This window comes from Geodermatophilus sp. URMC 65, assembly GCF_053502545.1.
This window is the reverse complement of record NZ_CP199954.1, coordinates 2,498,759-2,519,669: the sequence shown is the minus strand read 5'-3', so window position 1 is coordinate 2,519,669 and position 20,911 is coordinate 2,498,759. Positions and strand designations below refer to the sequence as shown.

Annotated in this window: 21 protein-coding genes and 1 pseudogene; 12 read left to right on the top strand and 10 right to left on the bottom strand. The window is 72.9% G+C overall.

Annotated elements, in window-relative coordinates:
• Window positions 1–9 precede the first annotated feature (9 nt).
• The 7 genes from ACWIX7_RS12265 to ACWIX7_RS12235 all read right to left on the bottom strand — a co-directional run bounded on the left by ACWIX7_RS12265 (window position 10) and on the right by ACWIX7_RS12235 (window position 5,954).
• Window positions 10–1,101: a winged helix DNA-binding domain-containing protein gene (locus ACWIX7_RS12265; protein WP_448621808.1), complete on the bottom strand. Its 1,092-nt coding sequence runs from the start codon at window positions 1,099–1,101 to the stop codon at window positions 10–12.
• Window positions 1,102–1,246: 145 nt separating this feature from the next.
• Window positions 1,247–2,614 carry an FAD-binding oxidoreductase gene (locus tag ACWIX7_RS12260; RefSeq protein WP_448621807.1) on the bottom strand — a complete coding sequence of 456 codons (1,368 nt, stop codon included), beginning with the start codon at window positions 2,612–2,614 and terminating at the stop codon, window positions 1,247–1,249.
• A gap of 52 nt (window positions 2,615–2,666) precedes the next feature.
• On the bottom strand, window positions 2,667–3,434 hold the full coding sequence (locus ACWIX7_RS12255) for a dihydrodipicolinate synthase family protein (RefSeq protein ID WP_448621806.1): 768 nt from the start codon (window positions 3,432–3,434) through the stop codon (window positions 2,667–2,669).
• A 28-nt stretch (window positions 3,435–3,462) separates the two neighbouring features.
• On the bottom strand, window positions 3,463–4,374 hold the full coding sequence (locus tag ACWIX7_RS12250) for a U32 family peptidase (protein WP_448621805.1): 912 nt from the start codon (window positions 4,372–4,374) through the stop codon (window positions 3,463–3,465).
• Complete coding sequence (locus ACWIX7_RS12245) at window positions 4,371–4,775, bottom strand: MaoC/PaaZ C-terminal domain-containing protein (RefSeq protein ID WP_448621804.1); 405 nt, start codon at window positions 4,773–4,775, stop codon at window positions 4,371–4,373. Before ACWIX7_RS12245 ends, ACWIX7_RS12250 begins: the two co-directional genes overlap by 4 nt.
• On the bottom strand, window positions 4,772–5,197 hold the full coding sequence (locus ACWIX7_RS12240) for an FAS1-like dehydratase domain-containing protein (protein ID WP_448621803.1): 426 nt from the start codon (window positions 5,195–5,197) through the stop codon (window positions 4,772–4,774). Before ACWIX7_RS12240 ends, ACWIX7_RS12245 begins: the two co-directional genes overlap by 4 nt.
• Window positions 5,181–5,954 (bottom strand): GntR family transcriptional regulator, encoded by a 774-nt coding sequence (locus tag ACWIX7_RS12235; protein WP_448621802.1) that lies wholly within the window; start codon window positions 5,952–5,954, stop codon window positions 5,181–5,183. The genes ACWIX7_RS12240 and ACWIX7_RS12235 overlap by 17 nt, the downstream gene beginning before the upstream one ends.
• Window positions 5,955–6,136: 182 nt before the next feature.
• On the opposite strand from ACWIX7_RS12235, the gene ACWIX7_RS12230 reads away from it, so the two are divergent.
• Genes ACWIX7_RS12230 through ACWIX7_RS12195 form a run of 8 tightly spaced genes read left to right on the top strand, consistent with a single transcriptional unit; the run spans window position 6,137 to window position 13,914 of the window.
• Window positions 6,137–7,402, top strand: a complete 1,266-nt coding sequence (locus tag ACWIX7_RS12230) for a CaiB/BaiF CoA transferase family protein (protein ID WP_448621801.1) — start codon at window positions 6,137–6,139, stop codon at window positions 7,400–7,402.
• Between the two features lie 11 nt (window positions 7,403–7,413).
• Window positions 7,414–7,809: a thioesterase family protein gene (locus ACWIX7_RS12225; protein WP_448621800.1), complete on the top strand. Its 396-nt coding sequence runs from the start codon at window positions 7,414–7,416 to the stop codon at window positions 7,807–7,809.
• A gap of 40 nt (window positions 7,810–7,849) precedes the next feature.
• The gene (locus ACWIX7_RS12220; RefSeq protein WP_448621799.1) at window positions 7,850–8,833 is read left to right on the top strand and encodes a tripartite tricarboxylate transporter substrate binding protein; all 984 of its coding nucleotides are present in this window, start codon (window positions 7,850–7,852) and stop codon (window positions 8,831–8,833) included.
• The gene (locus ACWIX7_RS12215) at window positions 8,830–9,519 is read left to right on the top strand and encodes a tripartite tricarboxylate transporter TctB family protein (RefSeq protein ID WP_448621798.1); all 690 of its coding nucleotides are present in this window, start codon (window positions 8,830–8,832) and stop codon (window positions 9,517–9,519) included. Before ACWIX7_RS12220 ends, ACWIX7_RS12215 begins: the two co-directional genes overlap by 4 nt.
• Before the next feature lies 1 nt (window position 9,520).
• Window positions 9,521–11,059 (top strand): tripartite tricarboxylate transporter permease, encoded by a 1,539-nt coding sequence (locus tag ACWIX7_RS12210; protein ID WP_448621797.1) that lies wholly within the window; start codon window positions 9,521–9,523, stop codon window positions 11,057–11,059.
• Window positions 11,052–11,828 carry an enoyl-CoA hydratase/isomerase family protein gene (locus tag ACWIX7_RS12205; protein ID WP_448621796.1) on the top strand — a complete coding sequence of 259 codons (777 nt, stop codon included), beginning with the start codon at window positions 11,052–11,054 and terminating at the stop codon, window positions 11,826–11,828. Before ACWIX7_RS12210 ends, ACWIX7_RS12205 begins: the two co-directional genes overlap by 8 nt.
• Window positions 11,825–13,018: a CaiB/BaiF CoA transferase family protein gene (locus ACWIX7_RS12200; RefSeq protein WP_448621795.1), complete on the top strand. Its 1,194-nt coding sequence runs from the start codon at window positions 11,825–11,827 to the stop codon at window positions 13,016–13,018. Before ACWIX7_RS12205 ends, ACWIX7_RS12200 begins: the two co-directional genes overlap by 4 nt.
• Window positions 13,015–13,914, top strand: coding sequence for a fumarylacetoacetate hydrolase family protein (locus ACWIX7_RS12195; protein ID WP_448621794.1), 900 nt, complete (start codon window positions 13,015–13,017; stop codon window positions 13,912–13,914). The genes ACWIX7_RS12200 and ACWIX7_RS12195 overlap by 4 nt, the downstream gene beginning before the upstream one ends.
• A gap of 136 nt (window positions 13,915–14,050) precedes the next feature.
• Here the strand turns inward: ACWIX7_RS12195 and ACWIX7_RS12190 are convergent, their stop codons facing one another.
• Both ACWIX7_RS12190 and ACWIX7_RS12185 read right to left on the bottom strand, forming a co-directional pair.
• Window positions 14,051–14,482: a DUF1707 SHOCT-like domain-containing protein gene (locus ACWIX7_RS12190; RefSeq protein WP_448621793.1), complete on the bottom strand. Its 432-nt coding sequence runs from the start codon at window positions 14,480–14,482 to the stop codon at window positions 14,051–14,053.
• Window positions 14,483–14,679: 197 nt separating this feature from the next.
• Window positions 14,680–14,880 (bottom strand): annotated as a pseudogene (locus ACWIX7_RS12185) (HNH endonuclease); the annotation flags it as partial.
• 589 nt (window positions 14,881–15,469) lie between these two features.
• On the opposite strand from ACWIX7_RS12185, the gene ACWIX7_RS12180 reads away from it, so the two are divergent.
• Window positions 15,470–16,546 carry an IS110 family transposase gene (locus tag ACWIX7_RS12180; RefSeq protein ID WP_448621792.1) on the top strand — a complete coding sequence of 359 codons (1,077 nt, stop codon included), beginning with the start codon at window positions 15,470–15,472 and terminating at the stop codon, window positions 16,544–16,546.
• A 635-nt stretch (window positions 16,547–17,181) separates the two neighbouring features.
• Here the strand turns inward: ACWIX7_RS12180 and ACWIX7_RS12175 are convergent.
• On the bottom strand, window positions 17,182–17,598 hold the full coding sequence (locus tag ACWIX7_RS12175; RefSeq protein WP_448621791.1) for a MarR family winged helix-turn-helix transcriptional regulator: 417 nt from the start codon (window positions 17,596–17,598) through the stop codon (window positions 17,182–17,184).
• A 67-nt stretch (window positions 17,599–17,665) separates the two neighbouring features.
• On the opposite strand from ACWIX7_RS12175, the gene ACWIX7_RS12170 reads away from it, so the two are divergent.
• From ACWIX7_RS12170 to ACWIX7_RS12160, 3 genes are all read left to right on the top strand, one after another.
• On the top strand, window positions 17,666–19,504 hold the full coding sequence (locus ACWIX7_RS12170) for an ABC transporter ATP-binding protein (protein ID WP_448621790.1): 1,839 nt from the start codon (window positions 17,666–17,668) through the stop codon (window positions 19,502–19,504).
• 223 nt (window positions 19,505–19,727) lie between these two features.
• On the top strand, window positions 19,728–19,952 hold the full coding sequence (locus tag ACWIX7_RS12165) for a serine hydrolase (RefSeq protein ID WP_448621789.1): 225 nt from the start codon (window positions 19,728–19,730) through the stop codon (window positions 19,950–19,952).
• A 2-nt stretch (window positions 19,953–19,954) separates the two neighbouring features.
• Window positions 19,955–20,842, top strand: coding sequence for a serine hydrolase domain-containing protein (locus ACWIX7_RS12160; RefSeq protein WP_448621788.1), 888 nt, complete (start codon window positions 19,955–19,957; stop codon window positions 20,840–20,842).
• Window positions 20,843–20,911: the final 69 nt, after the last annotated feature.

Genomic DNA, 20,911 nt, shown 5'->3' with positions numbered 1-20,911 from the left:
GGCCTCTCCTCAGTCGATGTGGACGTCCTTGAGCACTACCCCGCGGAAGGCGGCCAAGCGCTCGGCGGCCTCGGTGACCGCCTCCCGTGGCACCGGCGTCCACAGCTCGACCGCCACGGTCAGCGTCGAGCCGGCCTTGCGCGGCCGCCAGGTGCCCGCGACCTCGCCGTCGGCCAGCACCGCGCCGGGCCGGCCGAGCACCGGCCACAGCGCCTTGGCCCGGGCGGGGTCGTCGACCAGCAGCGGCCGGTCGCGGGCCTGCAGGAACGGGTCGAACGGGCCGAGCAGGAACACGCCGGCCGCGGGCGGGACGGCGTCGACCCGGTCGGCGTCCTCGGCCAGCAGCCAGCGCCGCTCGCCGTCCACCGTGACCTCGACGGCGTCGTCGGGCCAGCGGGCCTGCACGTCCTTGACCGGCGCGTCGAGGTGACCGGCGACCAGCTTGGGCGTGGCCGGGCCGAGCAACCGCAGGTAGCCGCGGACGACGTCCAGGTGCGGAGGCACGGTGTCGGTGGGGACCAGGCCCGGGACCGGGCGCAGCACCGGCGGCGAGGTGCCCGGCTCCAGCTCCAGCCCGGCGCGCAGCGCGGCCAGCCGGAACGGCATCTCGTGGACGTGCGTGGCGTCGCACGGCCGGCAGAACCGCAGGTGGGGCTCGGGCAGGAGCTCGGTCAGCCGCCCGGACACCTCGCCCTTGACCATCGGCACCGTGACCAGTGACCGCATGGTGTCGGCGACGGCGTCCAGCGCCTCGAGGTTGCCGATGCCCGCGGCCTTCAGCGGCTCGGCGGCGTCGTAGATGCGCTTGCCCGCGTCGGCGTCGGAGAACGGCGCGGTGGCCGCGGCGACCCCGGGCAGGTCGGCCCGCCGGTACAGGTGCGGTGCACCGCGGAGGGTCCACACGGTCGCCAGCTCGTCGCCGTCCAGGGCCGCGGTGTCCACGCCGCGCAGCGCGAGCGCCCACAGCCCGCCGTCCGCCCCCGTGTCCTGCACCCCGAGGTCGAGGACGGCGGTGTCGGCGATGCTGCCTGCGGCGCGGCCGAGCTGCTGGGCGTGGACCCGCAGGTCGAGCACCCGCCTGCGCGTCGAGGAGACTCCCACGCCCCACACCCTCCGCCCTGGACGGTCGGAGCACCAGGTCAGCTCTCCGCTCGGTCAGCCCGACGTGCCGCTTCGCCGGCTGGTCGAGCACCGCGCGGCCGGCTCCTCCGACGGCCGGTCGCTCGGCCGTGGGCGCCCTCGGGCCTCAGAGGACCTTGCCGGGGTTGAGGATCCCCAGCGGGTCGAAGACCGACTTGATCTGCTGCTGCAGGGCGTAGGACCGCTCACCCAGCTCCGAGCGCAGCCACGTCCGCTTGAGCAGCCCGACGCCGTGCTCCCCGGTGATGGTGCCGCCCAGGTCCAGGGCCAGTCGCATGATGGCGTCGAAGGCCGCCCGGGCCCGCTCCGCGGCGGCGGCGTCGCCCCGGTCGAAGACCACCGTGGGGTGCATGTTGCCGTCGCCGATGTGACCGGGGCAGACGACGAGCGTCCCGGTCGTGGCGGCGACCTCCTCCATGCCGGCCAGCAGGTCCACGAGCCGGGCACGCGGCACCGCGACGTCGTCGATGAGCGTCGCGCCGAGCTCCTCGACCGCGGGGTTCACCAGCCGCCGGGCCTGGGTCAGCATCGCGGACTCGACGGCGTCCTCGGCGACGGCGACCTCGCTCGCCCCCAGCTCCTCGCAGATCGCTCCCATGGCGGCCACGTCGGCCGCGGCCAGGGGACCCCGGTCGGACTGGGTGATGAGCATGGCCTCCGCGTCGACGGGCAGGCCCATGTCGCGGTAGGCCTGGACCGCCCGGATGGAGGCCTTGTCCAGGAACTCCATCATCGACGGGCGCATCCCCGAGGCCATGATGCGGGCGACGGCCGTCATCGCGTCGGCGGTCTTGTCGAAGACCGCCGCCATGGTCAGCGCCGGCTCGGGTGCCGGACGCAGGGCCAGTGTCGCCTCGGTGATGATGCCGAGGGTGCCCTCCGACCCGACGAGCAGACGGGTGAGGTCGTAGCCGGCCACGCCCTTGGCCGTGCGGCGTCCGACGCGGACCACCTCCCCGTCCGCGAGGACGACCTCGAGGCCACGGACGAAGTCGGCCGTGACGCCGTACTTCACGCAGCACAGGCCGCCGGCGTTGGTGGCGAGGTTGCCGCCGATCGTCGACAGCTCCCAGGAGGAGGGATCCGGCGGGTAGAAGAGGCCGACCGCGGCCACGGCCCGGGACAGGTCGGCGTTGACCACCCCGGGCTCGACGACGGCGACCTGGTCGACCTCGTCGATCTCCACGATGCGGTTCATCCGCACCATCGAGACCACCAGCGCGCCGTCGACGGCGTTCGCACCGCCCGAGAGCCCGGTCCGGGCGCCCTGGGGCACGACCGGCACCTGGTGCCGGGTGGCCCAGCGCATCACGGCCTGCACCTCGGCCGTGGTCGTGGGCCGGACGACGCCCAGCGGACGCCCGGCAGCGCAGGAACTGGCGCTGTCGTGCCGGTAGGAGTCGCTCGTCGCCTCGTCGGTGACGAGGGCGCCCTCGGGCAGCAGCGCCGCCAGTTCGTCGACGGGTGCCGTCACGGTCGTGCCTCTCCCTCTCGCTGCGTTCGCACCGACGGCCTGCGGCGTCGTGTCAGGCACCGATCCGGGCGACGGCCGAGACGCCGAAGCGCTGGGCCACCAGGTCCTTGATGCCGGCCGGGAAACCGACCATCGAGGCGCGGTGCGGCGCGGACAGCTCGACCTGCGCCTTGCCGTCCCCGGCGAAGGCGGCGATGCAGCGCTCGGGCTCGGCGTTGGCCAGTACGAGGATCGCGCCGGTGGCGCCGACCGCGCCCCCCATCGTGAGCACGGTGGTCGCGCCCACGTAGATGTCGCGGTCGAACACCTCGAGCTCGTCGAGGAGCCGGCCGGCGTCGCCGGAGGAGTCCTTGAGCCCGGTCACCGGGAGATCGGGGAGCACCTCGACCGGGATCCCGGGGGAGGCGGCGAACGGGAAGTGGTAGGCCAGCAGCGGCCGGTAGGCGGCGGCCTGCGCGACCCGCTCGTAGTACCGCCGCGGGTCGGCGACCGCAGGCGGCGAGAGCGCGAGCGCGGCGTCGGCACCGGCGTCGAAGGCGCGTGTGGTCAGGTCGGCGGCCTGGGCGCCCGTGGGGGCGCCGGTCCCGGCGAGCACGGGCACGTCGGCCGGAACCGCTGCCCTGACGGCGGCGATCAGCTCCCTGCGCTCATCGGCGGACAGCGACATGGCTTCGCCCGTGGTGCCGGCGACCAGGACCGAGCGCATGCCCAGACCGGTCAGCTGGACGGCGAGGTCGGCGGTGGCGGAGGCGTCGAGGCGGCCGTCGTCGTCGAAGAGCGTGACGAGGGCGACGCCGACACCGGTGAACAGCGGGGGCACGGGGGTTTCCTCTCGGACGTGGGTCGGGTCAGCCGGCGACGGTGGCCGCGGCGGGGTCGGTGGTCAGCTCCGGCGCGAGCTCGGTGAGCAGTCGCAGGACCAGTTCCGCTCGGCGCACGCGCTCACGGCCCAGGTGCTGCGCCATGGCACCGATGTGTGCGCCCACGGGATAGATGTTGGGGGCGTTGCGGAGGCCGAGCTTCAGGTACACCGGAGCCGCCACGCGGACGACCTCGGGGACGTCGTAGAACCGGACGGCGCCACCCTGGTCGTCGGGGACCTCGACGTACATGTCGATCGGCACCGTCGTCGCCGCCCGGATCTCGGCGATCTGGGCCACGGTCAGATCGGTGGAGATGTTGAGGCTGGTCGCGCCGAGCTCCTCGTACAGGGCGGCGGTCGGGCCGTTGGACAGCGGCATGAGCACCGAGGTCTTCAGCACCAGGTCCTCGGGCAGCCGGCCGTCCCGCTTCATCCGGCCCAACAGCTGCAGCACGCCGAGATCACCGACGAGGAGACTGCGGACGCCGAGCCGGACCGCGCGCTCGGCGTCGCAGAGGGAGGCGGCCACAGCCGCGTTCCCCCGGGCGGCTGCACCGACGGCGGCCGACACCTTGGCCTGGCCGCCGACGTCCCAGGCGCTGCGCGGGCCGAGGAAGAGGTTCACCTCGATGTCGCGTTCGGCGCCGAGGGTCACCATCCGCTCGATCTCGGCGTCGGTCAGCATCATGACGCCGCTGCCCTGGGAGACGCGGTGCACCGGCACGCCCCGACGGTCGGCCTCGTCGAGGACGGCCGCCATGACGTCCGGGCCCTCGCAGCTCGGGATCTCGACCCGGTAGCGGGAGCCGTCGGGGAACCGCCCGGCCGAGTCGGCGCCGTGGCTGAGCACCGGGTGCCCCAGTCCGGCGCAGAGGCTGTTGAGGCGTTCCAGGGTCATGACCGGTCCTCCGTGAGTGCGACCTCGGCCGTCCCGATGGTCGTCCGTGTCCCGTCCGCGCTCCCGGTCCAGACCTCGAGGGCGACGTGGTCGCCGTCGTGGCCGGTGACCCGGGCTCCGCAGGTGACCGGCTCGTCGCGGAAGTCCATGCCCCGATAGCTCACGTCCAGGACGGTGATCCGACCCCGGCCGGCGAACCACTCCTCGACCAGCCGGCCGAGCCAGGCGGTCTTGAGGAGCCCGTGCACCGCGAGCTCGCGGTGGCCGCGCTCGCGGGCGAAGGGGACGTCGTAGTGCATCTCGTAGAAGTCGCCGCTGGCGCCGGCGTACTGCACCAGGGTGCGCAGGGTGGCGGTCTCGACCCGGGTGATCTCGTCGGTCCGCTGGTCGGTCCCGCTCATCGCCGCACCCGCGTCCCGACGTGGCGGACCGCCAGCGTGCCGTCGGGCAGCCGGAACTCGGTGACGAAGGTCAGCAGGGCGAGGGTGCCCGACCGCCCCGTCTTCTCCTCCACCCCGGTGAACGTCAGCCGCGAGGTCACCTCGTCGCCCAGCCGCAGCGGGCGGTGCACCTCGAACCGGTCGCCGCCGTTGATCCACCCCATGCCGTAGGCCAGCGCCTCCGGCATGGTCGGGGGCTCGGTGAGGAAGCAGGCGGTGATGGTGGCCGGCACATCGGTGCCGGTCTCGTCCGCGCCGATCGCCCTGCGGTAGTCGCGGAGGTGGCGCCGCTCGATGACGTCGACGCGCTCGTCGGCGGTCCAGCCGATCGCCGCCTGCAGCGCCTCCAGCGGGTCGGTGCCGGTCTCAGGCGTGTCCGTCACGCCGCATCGCCTCCTCTTCCTCCTGCCGGATCCGCGCGAACCACGCCCGCGACTCGGGCGAGTGGCCCTCGGCGTCGTCCTCGATGCTCAGCAGGTACGTCCGCTGGCCGTGATGGGCCAGCGCGTGCGCCATGGCGTCGACGTCTCCGGCCTCGACCAGGTCCATGAGCGGTCGGTGGCGGGCGGCGTCCTGGCGGGCGGTCTCGATCCCGGCCCGGGCGCGGCGGTTCATGGCCATGCACATGCGCATCTGCAGCGACAGCGACCGGTAGACGTCCTCGAGCCGGCGGTGCCCCGCCAGGCCGACGATCGCCAGGTGGAAGGCGAAGCTGCACTCCACCACCCGTGGTGCGCCGTCCTCCTCGGCGGCGGCCTGGAGGTCGACGAACGCATCGCGCAGGCGGTCCAGCCGTTCCTGCGAGCGCACCGGGACGCCGAGGCGGACGGCGATCTGCTCGATCTCCTCGCGCAGCGACACGATCTCGTAGATGTCGTGCGGCGTGACCGACGCGACGACGGCGCCCTTGCGGGGCACCTGCACGATCAGGCCCTCCTGCTCGAGGACCCGCATCGCCTCGCGCAGCGGCGGGCGGCTGACGCCCAGCTCCTCGGTCAGCCGGTTCTCGATCACGCGGTCGCCGGGGCGCAGTTCCCCGTTGAGCACCATCTGGCGGAGGGCCTGGGCGGCCAGGGCGGACATGCTCGGCGGCGCCTCGATGCGGCGCGCGGAGGACACCGGGTCCGGCGGTGCGGTCACGGGGGTCCTCCTTCCTGTCTCGGGGTCGGTGCCCCAGCCTGCCCGGCCGCGGTGAGCGACATCCCTTCGTAACGGATCGAGCTGTGACCCTTGTCATGGTGCTCGGTCTTTTGTAGACAGTAGTCGACCTGCTGTGAGGCACACCACCCCGCAGCGCCCGAAATCTCGAACGGAGGCTGCGGATGGCGGTCGGAACAGGTGGCCCGCTGGCCGGCGTGACGGTGCTCGAGGTGGGCGCCTTCATGGCCGCCCCCTTCGCCACGATGCAGCTGGCGGATCTCGGCGCCCGGGTCCTCAAGGTCGAGAACCCGACCGGCGGCGACCCGGTCCGGGCGACCGGCCCCTTCCTCGACGGTGAGAGCTCGCCCTTCGTGCGGCTCAACCGGAACAAGGAGTCGGTGGCGCTGGACCTCAAGTCCCCCGCGGGCAAGCAGGCGTTCTTCCGGCTGGCCGCACGGGCCGACGTCCTGGTGGAGAACCTCCGGCCCGGGGCGATGCGGGGGCTGGGCTTCGGCTACGAGGCGATCCGCGAGGTCAACCCCCGGATCGTCTACGCCTCGGCGTCGGGTTGGGGCCAGGACGGCCCGCTGGCCGCGCTGCCCGGGTTGGACATCATGGCCCAGGCGCGCGGTGGGCTGATGAGCATCACCGGGACCCCGGACGGCGACCCGGTCAAGATCGGCGTCCCGATCTGCGACCTCGTCTGCGCCATGTACGTCGCCCTCGGGGTGACCGCCGCCCTCAAGGAGCGCGACCGCTCCGGCGAGGGCCAGTACCTGGACGTGTCCCTGCTGGAGAGCGGCGTCTCGTTCGCCATCTGGGAGGCCGGCAAGTACTTCGCCACCGGTGAGGTGGGTCGCCCCCTGGGCTCGGCGCACCAGAGCACGGCGCCCTACCAGGCGGTGCGGACCGCTGACGGCCACGTCACCGTCGGCGCCGTCACCCCGAAGACGTGGAAGGGGCTGTGCATGGCTCTGGGGCTCGAGGAGCTGCTCGACGACGAGCGCTACCAGGAGGCCTCCGCGCGGCACGGCCACCGCGACACCCTCATCCCCGCGATCGAGGCGGTCACCACCACCCGGACCACCGCCGAGGTCGTGGCCGCACTCGACGAGGCGGGCGTGCCGTGCGCCCCGATCGCCGACTACGGCCAGGTCTTCACCGACGACCACCTGAACCAGCGCGGCTACTTCTGGGACGCCCCGCACCCGATCTTGGGTCCGGTCCGTCAGCTCGGGTCGCCCATGCGTCTGTCACGCACCCCCGCCCGCCAGGACAGCGCCGGTCCCCAGCTGGGGACCGGGACCCGCGCGGCCCTCGAGTGGGCGGAGATCCCGCCCGCCGAGATCGACGCGCTCATCGAGTCCGGGGTCGCCGCCGACCCGGCCCACACCGTGGCGGCCGCTCCCGATGTCGCCCCGCTCCCCGCCGACGACCGACCCCTCTGAGGAGCCCTCGCATGACCAGCACACTCGAACCCGGTGTCCAGGGCGTCCTGGAGCGCACCGTCGAGGCCGAGCACTGCACCCGCCGCGGTGAGTACGACATCTTCTCGACCCCCAACCTCGTCCTCCTGCTGGAGGAGGCCGCGATCGAGGGCCTGGCTCCGCACCTCCGGGACGACCAGGCCAGCGTGGGCAGCAAGGTCGACGTCGCGCACATCGCCCCGACGCTGCGGGGCCAGACCGTGCGGGCGACCGCCACCGTGACCGAGGTCGACCGTCGCCGCGTCCTGTTCGACATCCGCGTCGAGGACGACGAGGAACTGATCGGCCACGGCACGCACGAGCGGTTCGTCGTCGACCTGCCCTCGTTCGAGGGCCGGCTCGCCGCCAAGGCCCAGCAGCTCCGGTGATCCCGCGCCACCCGATCCGCCCAACCGACGAGGAGTTCCTGTGAAGCGCACGCGTTCCGCCGTCCTGGCCACGACCTCGGTCCTGGCCCTGTCCCTCGCCGCCTGCGGCGGTGCCGAGTCCGGTGGCGGCTCGGCCGCCGGCGGCGGGTTCACGCCGCGCGGCGACGTCACGATGATCGTGCCGTTCGGCGCCGGAGGCGGCAGCGACCTCGCCGGTCGCGCGACCGCCACCATGATCGAGGCGGCGAACGAGGACGTGAACGTCAACGTCGAGAACCGCGAGGGTGGCTCCGGTGCCGTCGGCTACTCGAACTTCCTCGGTCAGGCCGGTGACGCGGAGACCCTGCTCGCCACCGAGACAGCGCTGCTGGCCCTGCCGATCAGCGGTGACGTCGAGTTCGACTACACCGACTTCACACCGATCATGAAGCTGGGCGACGACTTCACCCTCATGATCGTCAATGCCGACAGCCCCTACCAGACCTGCACCGACGTGGTCGAGGCGGCGAAGGCGGAGCGGATCACCGCCGGCATCAGCGGCATCACCGGCCTGGACAACATCGTCTTCACGCTCACCGAGCAGCAGGCCGGCGTCGAGTTCGACCGGGTGCCCTTCGAGTCCGGCGGCGAGCTGACCGCCGCGCTGCTCGGTGGCCAGATCGACATCGCCTCGCTCAACCCCGGCGAGATCATCGGTCAGCTGGAGGCCGGCGAGGTGAAGGCGCTCTGCGCCTTCTCCGAGGAGCGCTACTCCGACTACGCGGAGCTGGCCGACATCCCGACGGCCGAGGAGCAGGGCATCGACGTCGCCTTCGCCCAGTTCCGCGGCGTGCTCGCGCCCGGCGGCATCGACGAGGCGGCCCGCCAGTTCTGGATCGAGACCATGCAGGCCGCCGTCCAGACCGACGAGTACCAGAAGTACATCGAGGAGAACTACCTGCAGGCCAACACCGCTGCAGGTGACGAGTTCGTCGAGTACCTCGAGGGCAACAACGAGCTGCTGAAGCAGGTCCTGGGCGGATGACCACGCCCACGGCTCGTCGGGGCATCGCGGTCGAGCAGGCCGTCGTGTACGGCCTGCTCACCGCCCTCGGCCTCGGCGCACTCGTCATGGCCCTCGACTACGGGCTCTTCCTCGAGGAGTCCCGCGTCGGGCCCGGCCTCGTGCCCGCTGTGGTCGGCGGCCTGACCGCGCTCATCGCCGGCTGGGAGCTCATCGCCACCCTGCGCGGTCACCGGACCCCGCACGACCAGGGGCTGGCGGAGGTCGTCGCCGCCGCCGCCGTGGACGCCCCCCGGGGCGGCGCCTCGTCGCAGAGCGCCACCCCGGGGGGTCTCCCCTCCGGCGGCTCGGGCTCCATGTCCCCGGACGGCGGCCCGGTCCACATCCCCGGCCCCGGCCCGGGTCCGGGTCCGGGTCCGGGTCCGGGTCCGGACGACGTGGACATCTTCGGGCGCACGCCCGCGGACCGGAGCCGCCAGCTGTGGACGGTCAGCGCCGCGCTCATCGTGGCGGCCCTGCTCGTCCCGCTGCTCGGGCTCCTCGGTTCCCTCCTCGTGCTGTCGGTGTTCATCTCCGCGGTGGTGGAGCGGCGAGGCTGGGTGCCCTCCCTGGTCGTGTCGTTCCTGGCGGTCGCCGCCGTCTACGGCGTCTTCGTCGGGTTCCTGGGCGTGCCACTGCCCACCGGGCTGATCGGCATCGGAGGCTGACGTGCTCGACAACCTCGTCCTCGGCTTCTCGACCGCGCTGAGCCTCGAGAACCTGCTCTGGTGCTTCGTCGGCGTGCTGGTCGGCACCGTCATCGGCGTCCTGCCGGGTCTCGGGTCGACCACCGGCGTCGCGGTGCTGCTGCCGCTGACGCTCTCCCTCGAGCCGGTGACCGGCCTGATCATGCTGGCCGGCATCTACTACGGCTCGCAGTACGGCGGGACCATCACCTCGGTCCTCATCTCCACGCCCGGTGAGGCATCGAGCGTGGTCACCACGCTCGACGGCTACCAGATGGCGCGGCAGGGGCGGGCGGGTGCGGCCCTGTCCATCGCGGCGATCGGGTCCTTCGTCGCGGCGATCATCTCGCTCGCCCTGCTCGTGGCGCTGGCGCCGCCCTTCGCGGAGTTCGCGCTGGACTTCGGTCCGCCGGAGATGCTGGCCGTGATGATCCTCGGCCTCGCCACGATCATCAGCTTCGCCGGCGACAACCGGATGCTCGGGCTGCTCATGGCGCTGGTCGGACTGCTGATCGCGACCGTCGGCGTCGACCCCGGCAGCGGCACCTCCCGGTTCACCTTCGGGTCCATCTACCTGCTCAGCGGCATCCCGTTCGTCGAGGTCATGATCGGCCTGTTCGCGGTGGGCGAGGTGCTGTACCAGATCCGGCAGGGGGCTGCGGCGCCGATCCGTGCCGGGTTCCGGGAGCTGATGATCAGCCGTGAGGACCTCCGCCGCTCCGGGGGCCCGATCGTGCGGGGCAGCTTCCTCGGCTTCGTCTTCGGCATCCTGCCCGGTGCCGGCTCGACACTGGCCTCGTTCATGGCCTACGGCATCGAGAAGCGGGTCTCCAAGCGGGGCAAGGAGTTCGGCACGGGCGCGATCGAGGGCGTGGCCGCTCCGGAGGCGGCCAACAACGCGGCGGCCAACGCCAACTTCGTGCCCACCCTGACCCTGGGCATCCCGGGGGGCGCGACCACGGCCGTCCTCCTGGGCGCCTTCCTGATCTACGGCATCCAGCCGGGTCCGCTGCTGTTCGACGAGCAGCCCGACCTCGTGTGGGGCCTGCTGGCGTCGTTCTTCATCGGCAACGTGATCCTGCTGTTCCTCAACCTGCCGCTGGCCCCGGTGTTCGCGCAGCTCCTGCGCGTGCCCTACGGCTACATGTACCCGCTGATCCTGCTGACCAGCCTGGTCGGCGCGTACTCCATCACCAACGGCATGTACAGCGTCTGGGTGGTGCTGGTCTTCGGCATCATCGGCTACTTCATGAAGCGGCTGGACCTGCCCATGGCCCCGCTGGTCCTCGGCCTCGTGCTCGGCCCGTTGTTCGAGAAGGCGCTGGTCCAGACCTCGGCGATCGGCGACGGCAACCTGCTCATCCTCTTCACCCGCCCGCTCGCCCTGGTGGTCCTGGCGATCGCCGTCCTGCAGCTCGTCGCGCCGAGCATCATGGCCCGGCTGCTGCGGCGCCGTGCCACCACCCGTTCCCGGCGGTCCGACTCCGCCGACAGCACCCCGGAGGGCTCCACCCGTGGATGAACCAGAGCTGCTCGTCGCCCAGGACGGCGGCGTCCTGACCGTCACGTTCAACCGCCCCCGCCAGCGCAACGCGATGACCTGGGGGATGTACGAGGGCCTCTACGAGGCCTGCGAGAAGGCCGACGCCGACGACGACGTCCGGGTCCTCGTCCTGAAGGGGGCGGGGGACAAGGCGTTCGTGGCCGGCACGGACATCGGCCAGTTCGCCGACTTCCGCGAGGGCTCGGAGGGCGTCGCGTACGAGGAGAAGATCGCCCGGATCGTCAACCGGCTGGAGGACGTCGACGTCCCGACCGTCGCGGCCGTCCGGGGGTTCTGCGTCGGTGGCGGCCTGGGCATCGCCTCGGTCTGCGACCTGCGGATCGCCACGCCCTCGGCCCGCTTCGGCATCCCCATCGCGCGGACCCTGGGCAACTGCCTCTCGATGAACAACTACTCGATCCTGCTGAACCACCTGGGCCCGGCCCGGACCCTGGACATGCTGCTGCGGGCGCGGCTGTTCACCGGCGAGGAGGCTGCGGCCGCCGGCTTCGTCGCCGAACTGTGCGCCGAGGAGGACCTGGACACCGCAACGGACGCCGTGGTGACGACGCTGCTCGGGCACGCGCCGCTGAGCATGTGGGCGGCGAAGGAGGCGGTCCGCCGCATCCGCCGGGCCACCCTCCCCGACGGCGACGACATCGTCAGCCGGGTCTTCGCCAGCGAGGACTTCCACTCGGCGGTCGCCGCGTTCGCGACCAAGCAGCCCGTCGTCTGGCAGGGCCGGTGACGGACCCGTCCGCCGGGGGCCCGCTCGCCGGCACCCTCGTCGTCGATCTGTCCCGGGCGCTGGCCGGGCCGCAGGCGACGATGATGCTCGGCGACATGGGCGCGCGCGTCATCAAGGTCGAGACGCCCGGGACCGGCGACGACTCCCGGTCGTGGGGCCCGCCGTTCGTCGGCCCGGAGGACGACCCGGTGTCGACCTACTTCCTGTCGGCCAACCGCAACAAGGAGTCGCTGCAGCTGGACCTGAAGTCCGAGGCCGGGCGACAGGCGCTGACCCGGCTGCTGGAACGGGCCGACGTGTTCGTGGAGAACTTCCGGCCCGGGGTGCTCGACCGGCTCGGCTTCGGCACGGCCCGGCTCGAGGAGCTCAACCCGGGCCTGGTGGTGCTGTCCATCAGCGGCTTCGGGCACGACGGGCCGGAGGGCGGGCGCGCCGGCTACGACCAGATCGCCCAGGGCGAGGCCGGGTTGATGTCCCTCACCGGGCCCTCGCCGGAGCAGCCCACCCGGGTCGGCGTGCCGATCGGCGACCTGCTGGCCGGCATGTACGGCGCGTTCGGGGTGGCCACCGCGCTGGCCGAGCGGGCCCGGACCGGCCGCGGGACGGTGGTCCGGACGTCCCTGCTGGCCGCCATCGTCGGCGTGCACGCCTTCCAGGGCACCCGGTGGACGGTGGCCCAGGAGGTGCCGCGCGCGACAGGCAACCACCACCCGGCCATCGCGCCCTACGGCGCCTTCCGGGCGCAGGACGGGATCATCCAGGTGGCCGCCGGCAACGACGCGCAGTGGCGCGCCATGGCGGCCGTCCTCGGCCTCGATGCCGCCGACCCGCGGTTCGCCACCGGCCGGGACCGGGTGGCGCACCGGCCGGAGCTGATCGAGGCCATGGAGGAGCGGCTCGTCACCCGGCCGGCCGCCGAGTGGCTCGCGCTGCTGGCCGAGGCGGGGGTGCCGTCGGGCAAGGTGCGCACGCTGGACGAGGTCTACACGTGGGCGCAGACTCTCAGCCAGGGCCTGGTCGTCGACGTCGACCACCCCACGCTCGGCACCGTGCAGCTGCCCGGACCACCCCTGCGGCTGGAGACCCTGGCCGGCGCCCCGGCCGGACGGCACCGGCACAGCGCGCCGCCGCTGCTCGGTCAGCACGACGAGGAGATCCTGGGCTGGCTCGAGGAGGGGAACGGCCGATGACCCACGTGGTCCGCTACGAGTCGGACGGCGTCGTGCGCGTCGGCGTCCTCGACGACGGTGCCGTGCGGCCCGTGCCGGGCGTGAGTTCGATGGCCGAGCTGCTGGGCGGGGACCTGGCCGCAGCCAGGTCCGCGGTCGAGGCCGCGGCCGGGGAGCCGGCCGTCCCGGTGGGCGAGGTCCGGCTGCTCCCGCCGGTCGACGGGCTGACGGAGGTCTGGGCCTCGGGCGTGACCTACGAGCGGTCGATGGACGCGCGCGTCGAGGAGAGCCAGGTCCAGGACGTCTACTCCCGGGTCTACGCCGCCGACCGGCCCGAGCTCTTCTTCAAGTCCGTCGCCTGGCGGGTGGTCACCGACGGCGAGCCGATCGCCGTCCGGCCCGACTCCGCGGTGACGGTGCCCGAGCCGGAACTGGCGGCCGTCGTCACGGCGACCGCGGAGGTGTTCGGCTACACCGTCTGCGACGACGTCTCCTCCCGCGACATCGAGGGGGAGAACCCGCTCTACCTTCCCCAGGCCAAGATCTATGCCGGGAGCTGCGCGCTCGCCGCGGGGATCCGGCCGGCGTGGGAGGTGCCCGATGCGTCGGCGCTGGCCATCGACGTCCGCGTGACCCGCGCGGGCGCTCCGGTCTTCGAGGGCACGACGTCGACCGCGCGGATGCGCCGGTCGGTGGCCGAGCTCGTGTCCCACCTCGTGGCGGCGCAGGACTTCCCGGCCGGAGCGGTGCTCTCCACCGGGACCGGGATCGTGCCGGGTCTGGACTTCACGCTGCTCGAGGGGGACGAGGTGGAGGTGACCGTCGAGCACGTCGGGACCCTCACCAACCCCGTCGGCACGCTGGACGCCGCGCGGGCGGCCGGAGCGCGACGCGTGCCGGCCGGGGCGCCCTGGTGACGGTGACCGCGGTGCCCCACACCGACGACGCGACGCTGGAGCAGGTCCTCGCCGGCCTGGCCGCGAGCAGCCCGGCCCTCGCCGACACCGGCTGGACCGCCCGCACCGGACGTGCGGTGGCCCGGGGACGACGGCGTCAGCGCCGCGGCCGGCCGATGCCGACGACGTACAGGACGAGCAGGGCGGCGCCGGGGACCGACAGCCAGATCCACCACGGGTAGACGTCCCCGTCGCTGCTCACCGACACGAGCCCCCAGACCAGGAGGTTCACCGCGGTGACGCTCGCCCAGATGATCATCAGCACCCGCATCGCGGTGCCGGCGTCGTCGTCGGAGAACCGGCGGCCCAGCGGTGGCGGGGACGGCGGCTCAGGTGGCGGCTCGGGCAGGTCGCGGGTCACCCGGGCCAGCTCGCCGCGCGTGCGGGCGGCCCAGGCCGACTGCACGCGGATGTCGAACTCGTGCAGGTCGAGCTGGCCGGCGGCGACGGCGCGGCGGAGCTTCTCCTGGACGGCGGCCCGCTCCGGGTCGGACACGCGCAGCTGGTCGGGGTGCACCGGCTCGATCACGCGCCGATCGTGACACCGCGGCCGCCCGCTGCGGGAGCTCCGACGCGCGGCCGGCTCGTGCCGGGTGTTCCTCTCGTCCCGGACCGCTGCCACGAGTACCCGCACCTCCGTCCCCGGCGACCTCCGTCCTGGCGACGGGCCTGCCCCGTGTCGGCTCGGCCGCGTGAGGCCGGGCCGACACAGGTCATCGTGCAGGGTCAGAAGGGCGGTGGATCGTCGTCCGGCGGTGCCGGGCCGTCGGCCTCCGGTGGGTCGGGTGCCGGTGCGCGCAGGCCGGGTGGTCGGGTGGTGCGGGTGACCCCGGACGGTGTGGTGACGTGCAGGGTGCCGTCGGGGTCCATGGCGAAGTGCCAGCCGCGGGCGTGGGTCTTGAGGCGGTGGTGGGTGCGGCACAGGCAGCCCTGCTAGACCTGAAGGGCAGCCTCTGAGGGGTGCTGACGAGGCCTTCGGGTCTGACCGCAAGGGGTACAGGACCGGCCCAGTGGTCCACTCGGGAGTTGTTGGCCCGGAGGCTTCGCCGCTGCCCCTCTGACCGGGCTGCCGCTCCGCCTGACCGAAGGCAGCACACGGGCGCTTCGCTGCCTCGAATCTGGCCTGTCGGCGGGCGGCAGCCCTTCTCGGCTTCACCCCGGTCAGATCCAAAGAATGGCTCTGGTGTCATTGTCCGCAACGGCGGATCCTCGCCCTGTGGACTGACTTCTTGGATCACTGACCCTCGTGTCTTGCAATGGACTCGTCGCCGCAGGTACCGAGCTCCGTTCCTTTGACCGCCAGCCCGCGTGACCGAATAGGAGCGTGCCACGCCGCTAGTGCATGGCCGATAGCAGTGCTGTCCATTGCGGACGAAGCGGTCGAGAGGTCCCTTCGGAAGTCGACAGGAGTAGTGCAGAAGTGATGAAATCGAAGGCTTCAGGTCGAACGGCCGATCCGGTCGCCAGTCTGTTCCGGGAAAGAGCGAAGACAACGGCTCCTGGTTCGGCGCAGGAGGTGTGGATCGGCATCGACACCCACAAGGACGTCAACGTCGCCGCCGCCGTCGACGAGGCCGGCCGCACGATCGGCGACGAAGCCCCCGCCTCCATCACCGTGCCGACCACGCCGGCCGGCAACGCCGACCTGCTGGCCTGGGCCGGCAGTCTCGGCGCGACCGTCGTGGCCTTCGCGGTGGAAGGCACCGGCAGCTACGGGGCCAGCCTGACCCGGTTCCTGCAGGCCAAGGGCCAGTACGTGGTCGAGGCGACTCGGCCCAAACGGGAGGACGCCGCGGTCCGCCGTAACCGGGGCAAGTCCGACGCCATCGACGCCCTGCTCGCCGCGCAGCGGCTGCACCGGCTGGAGCTCAAGATCAGCCCCAAGTCCCGGGTCGGCGACGTCGAGTGCCTGCGCATGCTCCGCGTCGCCCGCAAGACCGCGGTCAAGGCCCGCACTCAGGCGCTGAACTCGATGAAGGCCCTCATCGTCACCGCACCCGACGACCTCCGCGAGCAGCTGCGCGGACTGACCAAGGACACGCTGCCCGACAAGTGCGCATCGTTGCGGCCGAAAGGCACCGAGCCCACCGCGGCAGCGAAGCTTGCGCTGCGCAGCCTCGCCCGGCGAATCCATGCTCTCGACGCCGAGCTCCAGGAGCTCGACAGCGAGATGGCCACGATCATTGAGCGCGCCGCTCCGCAATTGCGTAGCCGCATGGGCGTGGGAACCGACGTGGCGGCCGCTCTTCTGGTCGCGGCCGGCGACAATCCCGACCGCATGAGAAGCGAATCCTCGTTCGCCGCCATGGCTGGAGTCAGCCCCTTGCCCGACGGTAGCGGCAAGACCAATGGCCGCCACCGGCTCAACACCGGCGGCAACCGCGACGCCAACAATGCCCTCTGGCGCATTGTTCTGACCCGCATGAACCACGACCCGCGCACCAAGGCCTACGTCATGCGCCGCACGCTCGAGGGAAAGGACAAGAAGTTCATCATGCGAGCGCTCAAGCGCTACGTCGCCCGAGAGATCTACGCCGCCGTGATGGCCGACCAGCCCGCCCTCGCGGCCCGTTCCTCGCCGCCACCGCGCTGACACCCGACGCCGCTTGACGAGACATAGGAGCGTCAGGTTGGCGCAGTCGGTGGGCCCGCCGCAGTGGTGGGGGATGACGTGGTCGCGGTCGGCCCGGCCGACCCGCTGGCCGCAGGTGGGGAACCGGCAGGCCCGGTCGCGGGTGGTGAGGAAGGCGTGCTGGGCGGCGGTGGGGGTGTAGGCGTCGGTCGGCGCCGGCCGCTGCAGCATCGGGCAGCCGCAGTCGCGGTCGGGGTGCTGCCTACAGCCGCGGCGGGCCAGCCGCTGACGTTGTTCCGAAGTGGTGGTGGCCCGCAGCGCGCCGTCGGCGGCGGTGAGCGCCAGGGTCAGCGAGCCGCCCTCGGGCGCGCGCAGCCCCAGCGCGCCGAGGCGGGTCAGCAGCTCGCGCACGTGCGCGGCGGTCATCGGCAGCCCGTTGACCTCGCCATGGGCGAGACCTGACCGGTGAGCTGCGGCATGGACCGAACACGTACGAGGTACGACAGTTCTCGGCCGCCGACCAGGAGTTCTCCACCCGGTCTGCAGGGGGCCACGGTCTGGTCACTGCGAGTTCGGATGACCGCCTCCGTCACCCCGCGAGTGCGGCTGGCCCAGCAGTTGCGGCGGCGCCGGAGCGCGCGGTGCCCCGCATCGACTCACTCGGCGAGGGTGCGCAGGATCCGGGCCAGGGTGGCGCGGTCGTCGGCGTCCAGCCGGGCGAACAGGTCGCGGTTGTCGGCGGCACGGGCGGCGGCGATCTCGGCCTGCACCCGCCGTCCCTCCTCGGTGGGCGTGAGCACCACGGCCCGCCGGTCGGTGGGGTCGGACGTCCGCTCGACCAGCCCGCGGGCCTGCAGCGCGTCGGCGACCTCGGTGGCCGAGCGCGGCGCGATGTGCAGCGCCTCGGCCAGCTCCGAGAGACGGGTGCCGGACCGATCGGTGACCACCCGCAGGGCGCGGACGTGGTGGGGGGAGAGGTCCCAGGGCGTCAGCGCCTCGCGCCACCGTCGGCGCTGCCCGCGGGTGACCCGCACGAGCAGCTCGCCCAGCACCTCGGCGTCGTCGTCCGGCATGCGGAAACCCTACCGTTGATCGCGTGGTTGCCTCATGGTGAGGTAACCTCAGCATCGGACACGGGAGGTGGTCGCCATCGACGACTCGAGAGCGCAGGGCAGGGGCGGCGGACGCACCCTCGACCCGGCCGACCGGGCCCAACTCGAGCGCAACCCGGTGCCGCTGCGCCGGGTGACCGCGCTGTTCGCACCGTTCCGCTGGCAGGTCGCCACGGTCGTGGTGCTCATCGTCGCCTCGTCCCTGGTGGCGCTGGCGACGCCGTTCCTCGTCAAGCTCGTCATCGACGAGGCGCTGCCGCGGCAGGACGTGCGGCTGCTGGTCTGGGCGGTCCTCGGCATGCTCGCCGTCGCCGCCACCACCGCCGTCCTCGGCGTGGTGCAGACCTGGCTGTCGACGACGGTCGGGCAACGGGTCATGCACGGCCTGCGGACCTCGGTGTTCAGCCACCTGCAGCGCCAGTCGCTGGGCTTCTTCACCCGCACGCGCGGCGGCGAGGTGCAGTCGCGGCTGACCCACGACATCTCCGGCATGCAGTCGGTGGTGACCTCGACGGCGACGTCCCTGGCGTCCAACGCGACAACCGTCGTCGGCACGATCGTCGCCATGGTCGCGCTGTCGTGGCGGCTGTCGCTGCTGTCGTTGCTCGTCCTGCCGCCGGCGGTGGTGCTCACCCGCAAGGTCGCGCGGATGCGCCGAACGGTCACCGCCCAGCGCCAGCGCCACCTCGCCGACCTGCACGCCCAGGTCGAGGAGGGGCTCAGCGTCAGCGGCGTGCTGCTCGGCAAGACCCTGGGGGCCGGCCCCGCCCAGTCCCGGCGCTTCGCCGAGACCTCCGCGGACCTCGTCGGCCTCGAGGTCCGGGCGCAGCTGGCCGGGCGGTGGCGGATGGCCACGATGAGCATCGTCTTCGCCGGCATCCCGGCGCTGATCTACCTGGCCGCGGGCCTGCCGGCGACCTCCGGTGGGATGACGATCGGCACGCTGGTCGCCTTCACCGCACTGCAGGGCACGCTGTTCCGCCCACTCATGGGCCTGCTGGACGTCGGCGTGCAGGTGACCGCCTCGATGGCGCTGTTCAGCCGGGTGTTCGAGTACGTCGACCTGCCGGTGGAGGTCGACGACCCGGCCGACCCGGTGCCGCTGGACCCGGCCCGCGTGCGCGGCGACGTGGCGCTGGAGGGCGTCTCGTTCACCTATCCCGACGGGCACCGGCCGGCGCTGGCCGACGTGGACCTGACCGTCCCCGCCGGGACGTCGCTGGCGCTGGTGGGGGAGACCGGGTCGGGCAAGAGCACGCTGGCCTCGCTGGTCGCCCGGCTGGCCGACCCCACCGCCGGCCGGGTGACGATCGACGGCGTCGACCTGCGCGACCTCTCGCTGGCCACGCTGTCGCGGGTGGTCGGGGTCGTCGCACAGGAGACCTACCTGCTGCACACGACCGTGCGGGAGAACCTGCGGCACGCCCGGCCCGACGCGACGGACGCCGAGATCGAGGACGCCGCCCGCCGCGCCCAGATCCATGCGGCCGTCGTCGCGCTGCCCGACGGCTACGACACCGTCGTCGGCGCCCGCGGGCACCGCTTCTCCGGCGGGGAGAAGCAGCGGCTGGCGATCGCCCGGACGCTGCTGCGCGACCCGCGCGTGCTGGTGCTCGACGAGGCCACCAGCGCGCTGGACACCGGCACCGAGCGGGCTGTGCAGGCCGCGCTCGACGAGGCCAGCCGCGGTCGGACGACGATCACCATCGCCCACCGGCTCTCCACCGTGCGGCACGCCGACCGGATCGCCGTCCTCGACGCCGGCCGGGTCGCGGAGAGCGGCACGCACGACGAGCTGGTCGCCCGCGGCGGCCGCTACGCCGCCCTCGTGGCCGCCGGCGACCGCGAGCCCGCGCTGGCCGCCTGACCGGCTCACCACGACCGGACGGCGTCGGCCCCATCGGGGGACGTGCGACGAGGTGGCCGCTCCCGGGCTCCGAGTTCCGCTGACAGCCTGTGGTGTGCCGGATCGCCGGCACCGTCCCACCCACGAGGAGACTGCGATGTCGCAGACGACGCAGGTCGCACAGACCTTCCGCCACGAGGCCGATGCCATCCTCGAGCGCTCGGTCTGAGCCGACGCGCCGGTCGTGGGCGTGGTCGCCATGGCCACCGACCGGGAGGGCAACGTCTACGAGGGGGCGGCCGGCACCCGCCGCATCGGCGGGGACGTGCCCATGACGACCGACACGGTCTTCGCCCTGTTCTCCACCACCAAGGCCGTGGCCGCCACGGCCGTCCTGCAACTCGTGGAGGAGGGGCGGCTGGACCTCGTGCCCCGGCCCGCACGTACGCACCTGCCATCGGCGAGCTGAAGGTGCTCGACGGGTTCGACGACGACGGCTCACCCCGACTGCGCGACCCGAAGCGGGAGATCACCACCGAGCACCTGCTCACCCACACCGCCGGCTTCGGATACAACTTCTTCAACGAGCACTACAACCGGCTGACCAGGGAGCACGGGCAGCCCAGCGTCCTCACCGCGACCGAGGCGTGCCTGCAGACCCCGCTGCTGTTCGACCCGGGCGAGCGGTGGGAGTACGGCAGCAACACCGACTGGGCCGGCCAGGTGGTGGAGGGCGTCACCGGTGACCGCCTGGGCGACGTCTTCGCCGCGCGCATCTTCCAGCCGCTCGGGATGACCGAGACGACGTTCGAGCCGGACGCCCGGCTGCAGGGACGCCGGGCGACCATGCACGCCCGGGGCGACGACGGGTCGCTGAGGCCGCTGGACGACTGGGACCTGCCGCAGCCGCCCGAGGTGCACATGGGCGGCCAGGGGCTCTACGGCACGGTCGGGGACTACATGCGTTTCATCCGCATGTGGCTCGACGACGGCCGCGGGGAGGGCGGCGCCGTCCTGCAGCCGGAGACGGTGCAGATGGCCGTGCAGAACCACCTCGGCGACCTCAAGCTGAAGATGCTGCCCGGGGTGATCCCGTCGGTGACCCACGACGCGGAGTTCTTCCCCGGGCTGTCGAAGTCCTGGTCGCTGCCGTTCATGGTCGACGACGAGCCCGCGCCGACCGGCCGACCAGCGGGCGCCCTGGGTTGGGCCGGGCTGGGCAACCTCTTCTACTGGATCGACCGGGAGAACGGCTGCGGCGGCTTCTGGGCGACGCAGGTACTGCCCTTCGGAGACGCCACCTCCTTCGGCGGCTACCTGGAGTTCGAGACGGCGCTGTACTCGTCGCTCCAGCGCTGACCGACGACAGCGGGCGGGCCGGTTCCCCCTGTCCCGCCCCCTGTCCCGCCCGCTGTCGCGTGCCGTCGT

Bases quoted from the DNA above. Each gene is read 5' to 3' on its own strand.
- ACWIX7_RS12250 (WP_448621805.1), bottom strand. From the start codon at position 4,374: ATGACCCTGGAACGCCTCAACAGCCTCTGCGCCGGACTGGGGCACCCG.
- ACWIX7_RS12245 (WP_448621804.1), bottom strand. From the start codon at position 4,775: ATGAGCGGGACCGACCAGCGGACCGACGAGATCACCCGGGTCGAGACC.
- ACWIX7_RS12230 (WP_448621801.1), top strand. From the start codon at position 6,137: ATGGCGGTCGGAACAGGTGGCCCGCTGGCCGGCGTGACGGTGCTCGAG.
- ACWIX7_RS12225 (WP_448621800.1), top strand. From the start codon at position 7,414: ATGACCAGCACACTCGAACCCGGTGTCCAGGGCGTCCTGGAGCGCACC.
- ACWIX7_RS12215 (WP_448621798.1), top strand. From the start codon at position 8,830: ATGACCACGCCCACGGCTCGTCGGGGCATCGCGGTCGAGCAGGCCGTC.
- ACWIX7_RS12195 (WP_448621794.1), top strand. From the start codon at position 13,015: ATGACCCACGTGGTCCGCTACGAGTCGGACGGCGTCGTGCGCGTCGGC.
- ACWIX7_RS12175 (WP_448621791.1), bottom strand. From the start codon at position 17,598: ATGCCGGACGACGACGCCGAGGTGCTGGGCGAGCTGCTCGTGCGGGTC.